Annotated in this window: 5 protein-coding genes and 1 tRNA gene; 4 read left to right on the forward strand and 2 right to left on the reverse strand. The window is 60.0% G+C overall.

The annotated features are described in order from the left end of the window. Window positions 1–164 precede the first annotated feature (164 nt). Complete coding sequence (locus ABT299_RS15875; RefSeq protein WP_500251200.1) at window positions 165–347, reverse strand: hypothetical protein; 183 nt, start codon at window positions 345–347, stop codon at window positions 165–167. A gap of 259 nt (window positions 348–606) precedes the next feature. Here ABT299_RS15875 and ABT299_RS15880 point away from each other — a divergent pair, with 259 nt between their 5' ends. Continuing rightward, entirely contained in the window at window positions 607–3,291 is a 2,685-nt protein-coding gene (locus tag ABT299_RS15880) for a hypothetical protein (protein WP_500251201.1), read from the forward strand. A 123-nt stretch (window positions 3,292–3,414) separates the two neighbouring features. On the opposite strand, the gene ABT299_RS15885 is transcribed toward ABT299_RS15880, so the two are convergent. Further along, window positions 3,415–4,227, reverse strand: coding sequence for a DUF6414 family protein (locus ABT299_RS15885; protein WP_500251202.1), 813 nt, complete (start codon window positions 4,225–4,227; stop codon window positions 3,415–3,417). A 750-nt stretch (window positions 4,228–4,977) separates the two neighbouring features. Between ABT299_RS15885 and ABT299_RS15890 the strand changes: the two genes are divergently transcribed. The 3 genes from ABT299_RS15890 to ABT299_RS15900 all read left to right on the forward strand — a co-directional run bounded on the left by ABT299_RS15890 (window position 4,978) and on the right by ABT299_RS15900 (window position 6,486). Beyond that, a complete protein-coding gene (locus ABT299_RS15890) occupies window positions 4,978–5,403 on the forward strand; it encodes a hypothetical protein (protein ID WP_500251203.1) in 426 nt (141 codons plus the stop codon). Between the two features lie 69 nt (window positions 5,404–5,472). Then, window positions 5,473–5,541, forward strand: a tRNA-Tyr gene (locus ABT299_RS15895). A gap of 714 nt (window positions 5,542–6,255) precedes the next feature. Continuing rightward, complete coding sequence (locus ABT299_RS15900) at window positions 6,256–6,486, forward strand: hypothetical protein (RefSeq protein ID WP_500251204.1); 231 nt, start codon at window positions 6,256–6,258, stop codon at window positions 6,484–6,486. Window positions 6,487–6,833: the final 347 nt, after the last annotated feature.

Raw genomic sequence — 6,833 nt, forward strand, 5'->3', positions numbered from 1 at the left:
GAAAGCCCTGCCTGAAGCGGATGTCGAAGGCGGCAGCGAGAGTTTGACCCGGAGTGCTACCGGCGTTTCGGCGGGTCGGGCCTTTTCACAGCGCGGGGATCGAGCACTCTCGATCGGGAGGTGCTCAAGGGTTGTGCTGAGGGGCGGCCTGGGACCGCTGCTTGTCAGTGGTACGCACCGACGGCTGCGAAGTAGATACCGAGACCGGTCGCTGCCGCCCCTGCGCCGCTGATGACGGCATTGGAAGTACCCATGCCACTTCGGTACACCAGCAAAGCAGCACAGAAGGCGATGTTCAGGGCAACAGACACGGCGAGGAACAGTGACAGGATTTGGATCTCGGTCACGATAGACCCCTCCTTCAGTGCGATCTTGAGTTCGGATGTGGTTTGAAACGTTGGCTGTCCAGCCGGCTGTCCAGGAGGAGTCAGGCTGTAACTGGACACAACTCTTCGGTTCGCGCACTCGGGGGACTAGGGTGCGGAGCATGCACAGACGCCACACACACGGGTGTCCAGGCGGTGGTGGGACACCCCGTTTGAAGGCGAAGGCGGCGGCAGCGTGAGTCCGCCTGGCGGAGCCGCTCCTCCCACGTTCGCCGAGCTGATGACGGAGCTGGCCACGTTTCGCAACGAGAGGTTGAATCGCCAGCCTTCGGATCGTGTTCTTGCCAAGGCCGCTGGTGTCAGCCCCACTACGGTGGGCGATTGGCTGCGTGCCAAGAGGTTCCCGCAGCGGCTTGATTCAGTCCTGCTGATCTTGGACATGATGCGAGCGGGAGCGGACAGAGTTGGGCTGGTGCTCGATGAGCAGGAAGCTTTTTTGCTGGACGAGCGGCAATGGCGTGACGCCTTTGTAGCGGAAGCACGCCGGCGCGCGTTTGGAACAGGCGAAGCAGCGGAAGCTCAGCAAGCGCGAAGAGCCCTAGAGACTCTGCGGCCGGGATGGGCGCTGGATGAGGTGACAAATCCATTCGACCTGGAGGTGCATCAACCCGTTGCCTCAGGGACAGCTGGATTGCCCAAGCTCCCTGCTTATATAAGGCGTGAGCATGACGATGCCGTTGAGCGGATTGCGATGCGAGCCGTTCACGGAATAAGTGGGCTGAGCGTTCTAGTCGGTGGGTCTTCGACAGGAAAGACCCGCGCCTGCTGGGAAGCCCTTGCAGCGTTGCGCGATAATGGGTCTGCATCGTGGCGTTTGTGGCACCCGATCAGCCCGTCTCGACCCGAGGCTCTGGTCGATGGGCTTCCGAACTGTGGACCATACACCGTGATTTGGCTGAACGAGATTCAGTTCTATCTGGCTACAGAGACGGACTTGGGGGAGCGAGTAGCTGCAGGCCTGCGTGATCTCCTGCGCGATGCAAGTCGTGCACCAATTCTAGTGCTAGGAACTTTGTGGCCTGAGTATTGGGATGCTTTGACCCGCCCCTGTAGACCGGGCGAAAATGATCCGCATAATCAGGCGCGCTCACTGCTGGCGGGTGCCGATATCTCTGTGCCAGAATCGTTTAGCTCAGCTGAACTGGCTGCGATCAGGAGCGGTGCTAATAGGGATCTTCGCGTTGTCCGTGCAGTTGCTGAATCAAAAGACGGCGAGGTCACGCAATATCTGGCGGGTGTCCCCGTATTGCTGGAAAGATATCGGAACGCTCCCGCGCCGGCTAAAGCTCTCATACATGCGGCAATGGACGCACGCCGACTAGGCCATGGCCCGCTGCTACCCTTGCCCTTGCTGCGGACCGCGGTTGGCGGATATCTCACCGATGCGCAATGGGATCGACTCGGCGAAGGTTGGCTAGAGGCTGCCCTAGCCTACGTCGGATATCCGTGCAAAGGGGTCCGTGGCCCCCTAACCAGACCTCGTGAAGAAGAAAAGAATGTTGCGCCTTCGCAAGGTAACTTTCAACTGTCCGATTACCTTGATCAGTATGGGCGCCAAACAAGAGAGAATCACCTACCCCCTGCAGCGCTGTGGGACGCAATCAAGTCCCATGCAGGTTCGATCGAGTACGTTACGTGCGCTTCATACGCCGGCGGCAGAGGATTGTATAGGCATGCAGTGCAGTTTCACAAGCTCGCAGTTCACGCCACTGATGGCTATTCTGTTCTGAGGCTATTCGATGCCGTCAAGAGGTTCGATCCAGCCAACTTGGAAAATGCCGCTCTTTGGGTGGCGTCGAACGCACGGCTAGGGAGTGCGGCGATCACCGGGCTGCTTTTTAGAAGACTGGAAAGCTTGGACGCGAAGGGACCCCTAACTGCGTTTCTCCAGCGCAACCCGATGACTCACGTTCGCCTCGATTACGCCTCCAGCATTGAGACTCTAATTACATATCTGGGGTTCGGTGGGGCAGATGGGCAATTAGCTCTGCTGCTAAAACGTAATATCGCCAGCAAAGTATCCGTGGATCACCCCTACACTGTTGCGGCTCTTCTGCGTCGCTTGCATCGATTGGAGCCTGCCCAGGCAACGTCGCTCGCGCACCGCGCCTCTTTGGAGGCACCGGTAACCAACGTAGTCGGTAGTGCAAAGTTGTTGGAACAACTTCACGCCATGGGCGAGTCTGCGGCATGCGAAAGGTTCCTTCACCGCATATGCGCTTCCGAGCCACCCTTGGACAGTCCTGCTGCTCTCGCGAGTCTGATACGTGCGCTTGATCGCATCGGAGCCGAAGGTTTGCTCCATGAAGTGTTGGGATGCAAGCCAGTTGCTTCGGTCCAACTAACCCATGCTGGCGGAGTTGCTGCGTTACTGCGGGACTTGCGCTTAATGGGGAGGAGGGGAGTTGTCGCTCAAAACGAGCTCTCTGAGCTTCTTGACCGTAGACCCTCCCTTCAGGTGTCTCTTGAAAACGCTTATGCTATCGGATCATTGATTGAGCAGTTCCGAGTCTTGGGAGCCACCGGAGAGATAGACTCTCTGCTGGCACGCCACCCGGCCCTGCATGTCGAGATTCGCTCACCGCACCCTATCGCCGAGTTTATCAGGGTCCTACGAGCTTACTCGTTTGACGACGAAGTCGCCTTGCTGGTAGGGCGAAACCCTGCAGCAAAGGTATCGCTCGACTTCTCGGTACGCATGTACAGCAAAGGTCTCTCGGAAACTTTGGCGGAAATCGGAATTAATGTCGAAACTGATGAGATGGCACGTCTGGCTGTTGCGGAGAATTGGATCCCGTCTGGATACCCAAGACTTAGAGGCTTAGCTGAGCGATTCAAATACGGATCTGAACCAGACCTGAGCCCTGCTCGTGCATGGGATTGGAACGAAGTAGCCGGCTCTTAGGAGCGGTTCTCGCTAAGGTCCACACAAGCCATGAAGTCAGCCACCGGCCAGACGTGCACGACGCGGAACCTTCGTCATTCACCGTCCTGATTGTGTACTGACCTTGGCGACTGGTCTCGGGTATCAGCGGTAGATTGCTAGTACGCTGAGCGTAATACCCGGGCCGCCCAAAAGCATGTCGTTATCGTCGGGGTTTTCTCGCGCGATCTGCTTAGCCAAGGCCTTTCTTTGCCTTCGGTTCATTATCGTACCGCCTGGGAGGTCAAACAGCGGTCGATATTCACCCTTAGGCCACTTCCCTGAGATCTTTCCGACAACGCGAGCATCTCCTTCTATATCCCCCAATATCCAAGATGACTTCAAGGGTAGAGCGAGCACCGGCTGATCGTCGTCTAGGTAACCTTGTGCAATCAGCGTACTTTCGTCGCCTGTCGTCAGGGCAGCTATTTGGTTAGCCTGGCGTCGATCTTCATCTGTCACATCAGCGCCCATCGTGGCGGCCAATTCCATGAAGCCGGCCAATCCGCCGCTCCTTGAGAGGAGAGATGAAATTTGAGATATTTCAAGGTCGCAGGTGAGTGCAATGATCGTCCCGGAGGTCAATTCATTGAACGTTTGCTCTGAAATGTCGGTCAGTTCGTTTAGGCCATATGGGTTGCCCTCCTGGTGCATTTCCATCATTGCCGACTCGAGGCGGTCGTACCTCGCAGGGGTGGTATCGAGGCGCGTTTGTTCTTCTTCGATGGCCTTCTCGCTCGACTTGTCCGCCTTGACGTTCACTTTTGCAGGTCCAATTCCTCCTCCGAGGTCGCCGCCGAAGCCGCCCTTTCGAGTGCCTGTTTGTTTAATTCGGCGTTCGGCTGCCAAGCCGCCTTCGATCTGAGCAAGAAACTGATCAGTTAGGTTGCCGTCGAGGTACAGGAACTCTCGGAACATTAACTGGCCTCTTTCTCGTGTGTTCGAATCCGCTAAGCGGTTGAAAGTTTTGAACCCACTTGAGTGAATCGCGCTCGGCGTTCAAGCTAGGGCTTTTTGGATCAAGTGGGGCCCGCCGCGTGGGCGGGCCCCTATGGCTTCTCAGAGGCCGGCTGGTCGACCTCTGTCCGGTATTGTGCTCCGCCGGATGCTCCGGGATGGTGATTGGCTCCACCTCAACCCAGCGACGAGGAGAGCGCCCAGCCATGGGTGCCGTGGTGCCCGGAGTACGGAGATGAGCAGATACTCGCGCATGCTGACCACCTCCAGCCACCTTGAGGGTAAGGGGTCGTTCGACTTGCGGGCCTGCACTTTCCGGTTGTGGCCAACTGGGTGTGAGCTGCCCTCGCTCCGAGGCGCGGTCCCTGCTCGCGCGCCTGGCCGTGCATCAGTGCGTAGGCCAGGAGGCGGGCGAGATCTTGGAGGCTGAGGTCTGGTCAGCTCTGAGGAGCGCGATCAAGGATCTCAGCGGACTTGAGAGTTAGAAACGTGGATGCGGGACCTTGCCGTGCGCCGAGTTGAGGACCTGGCGGCCCGGATGCCATGCCTGTGAGCGGCCGCCGGTCGGGCTGGACTGCCGTTCAGGACGATTCGCGCTGCCTGTCTACTGGTCGTGAACAGGATCGCATCGTGTGGAGAGGTTACTTCAAGGCGTTGTCAAGATTTCGCAATGGCCTGATGAGCGTGGGGCTCAGCTCCTAGCTTTCTCCCATGGCTACGAAGTCCGCGGAAGCGGGGAAGGCAGAACTGAAGCAAAACGAGGTGGGCCCAGAGGACGGCGATGAGAAAAGGTACGTCGTCACTGAACAGGAACTAGAGGATCTCAAGGAACTCAAGGCGGTGCGCCTCGCGCTGCGGATGATACATAGCCTTGATCGCTGCCCCAGGTGCACAGAGTCCTTCCAAGAGTTGTGGAAGGACAGAAGCAACGGGGAGTGGTATACGGCTCAGGCGCTTGCTTGGTTCGCGGCGTCTATGGTCGATGATGTCGCTGAGCTGCATAAGAGTTCAGATGCCGTTGAGGCGGCGAACGAGGCGAGGTTGAACACTCTCCACGAGTACGCTGGGCTGTTCCTCACGCACGCGCACGGGTGTACCGACGGGCACACAGGTTGTGCGCCAGCTAACCCGACTTAGATCCTCAGGCGCCGGTGCGGGCCGAATACGGGTCGAAGTCTGGTGTGGTCTGCGAGAATATGCAGGTCAGGCGAGTTTGATGACGGGACTGTAAATCCGTCGGCTTAGCCTACGCAGGTTCGAACCCTGCACCCGCCACACCACGCAGAGCGGCCCTTGACCAGGCAAGACTCGGTCAAGGGCCGTTCTCATATCCAAGATCTTCTCTCCCGCGGCCTGCTTTTGATCACTTGTCCCGGGCCCGTTGAGGAGTGAGGACTTCGTTCATCCTGACGGCCAGCTGCACTGGCGTAGCTGCCTCCACCAGGACCCACCGCCGCGCCTGCGGCAGCATCGCCCACCAGTGGAAGGTGTGCTTCCCGAACCACACGGTCGACCCGGGAAAGCGCCGCTGCAAGGTCAGCACGGCCGCCGCCACGTCGTCTATGACGGGACCAACCGGCCGGGTCACGACCGCGACCGTTCGTGCGCATGCACCTGCGGTTCGGCGAGGAACGCCATGATCCGATCGGCCGCGCCGTCGACGTCGCGCAGAGGGTGGAAGTTGTCGAGCAAGCTCCAAACAGGCACCCATGCGCGACGTTGCTCCGGTAGACCGTCAACAGCGCCCGCCGCTAGAGCGGCGGAGAGTCCTCTAACACGCGCAGAGGGCGGAACTTGCTGCCGAATCTGGCTGTTTGAGATCAGGCGCGGCGGCCCTGCGTCTGGCCGCCGGCGCGTGCGGCGTGGGCGCCGGTCACCGGGCGGCCGCGCCGGGTCGCGCATCGCGACGCGTCCGCCGGTCCGCCCCGTCCGGCCGCCACGGGTTCGCGCTGCCGCCTACGGTCGGTTCAGCCCATTTTGAAGGTGACTGTGACCATCCCGGCGGACCTCAAGAGTTCCTTGAGACGGCTACGCGAGGTGCGTGCCCGTCGACCGGCGGAGGCGGAGTCGCTCGCGTTTGCCGAGTGGCGGGACGAGATGGCGGATGTCCTTGATGAGCTGGCCGAGTGGCTCTTGTTCGAATCGGACCGGGAGCAAGCGGCCGCAGAGGCGGCGGCTGCTCGGGCGCAGGCCGGCGAGATCCGCGCAAGACTTGGTTGAGCGAGCTCGAACCAGGGGGCTGCGCCGCCCCTTGGACCCCCGCGACCCGGAGGGCACTCCCGCGCGAATCTGTCTGTCACGGAGTGTGCGCCGTGCGCGCGGGAGCACCCTCCGGACCGGTCGGCTCGTCTGTGCCTGGTCCGGTGACCACGAACGTTCACGAGTTGGGTCGACCGCGCTGGTAGTCAGCGCTTCAACGTGGACCCGCGCCCGGAGGGGTGGGCGATCTGGAACACCTGGAGCGAGCAGGGTCTAGGGCGTGTTTCGAAGTAGGTGGAGCCATTCGTTGATGGCGGTGACCTCAAGGATTGCCTGGTAGCGGACGGAGAGCTTGTCGTATCTGGTGG

It is taken from the genome of Spirillospora sp. NPDC000708 (assembly GCF_040299565.1).
Taxonomy (GTDB): domain Bacteria; phylum Actinomycetota; class Actinomycetes; order Streptosporangiales; family Streptosporangiaceae; genus Spirillospora.

Excerpts from the sequence above, each read along its gene's own strand:
- ABT299_RS15880 (WP_500251201.1), top strand. The coding sequence starts at position 607 with ATGACGGAGCTGGCCACGTTTCGCAACGAGAGGTTGAATCGCCAGCCT.
- ABT299_RS15885 (WP_500251202.1), bottom strand. The coding sequence starts at position 4,227 with ATGTTCCGAGAGTTCCTGTACCTCGACGGCAACCTAACTGATCAGTTT.
- ABT299_RS15890 (WP_500251203.1), top strand. The coding sequence starts at position 4,978 with ATGGCTACGAAGTCCGCGGAAGCGGGGAAGGCAGAACTGAAGCAAAAC.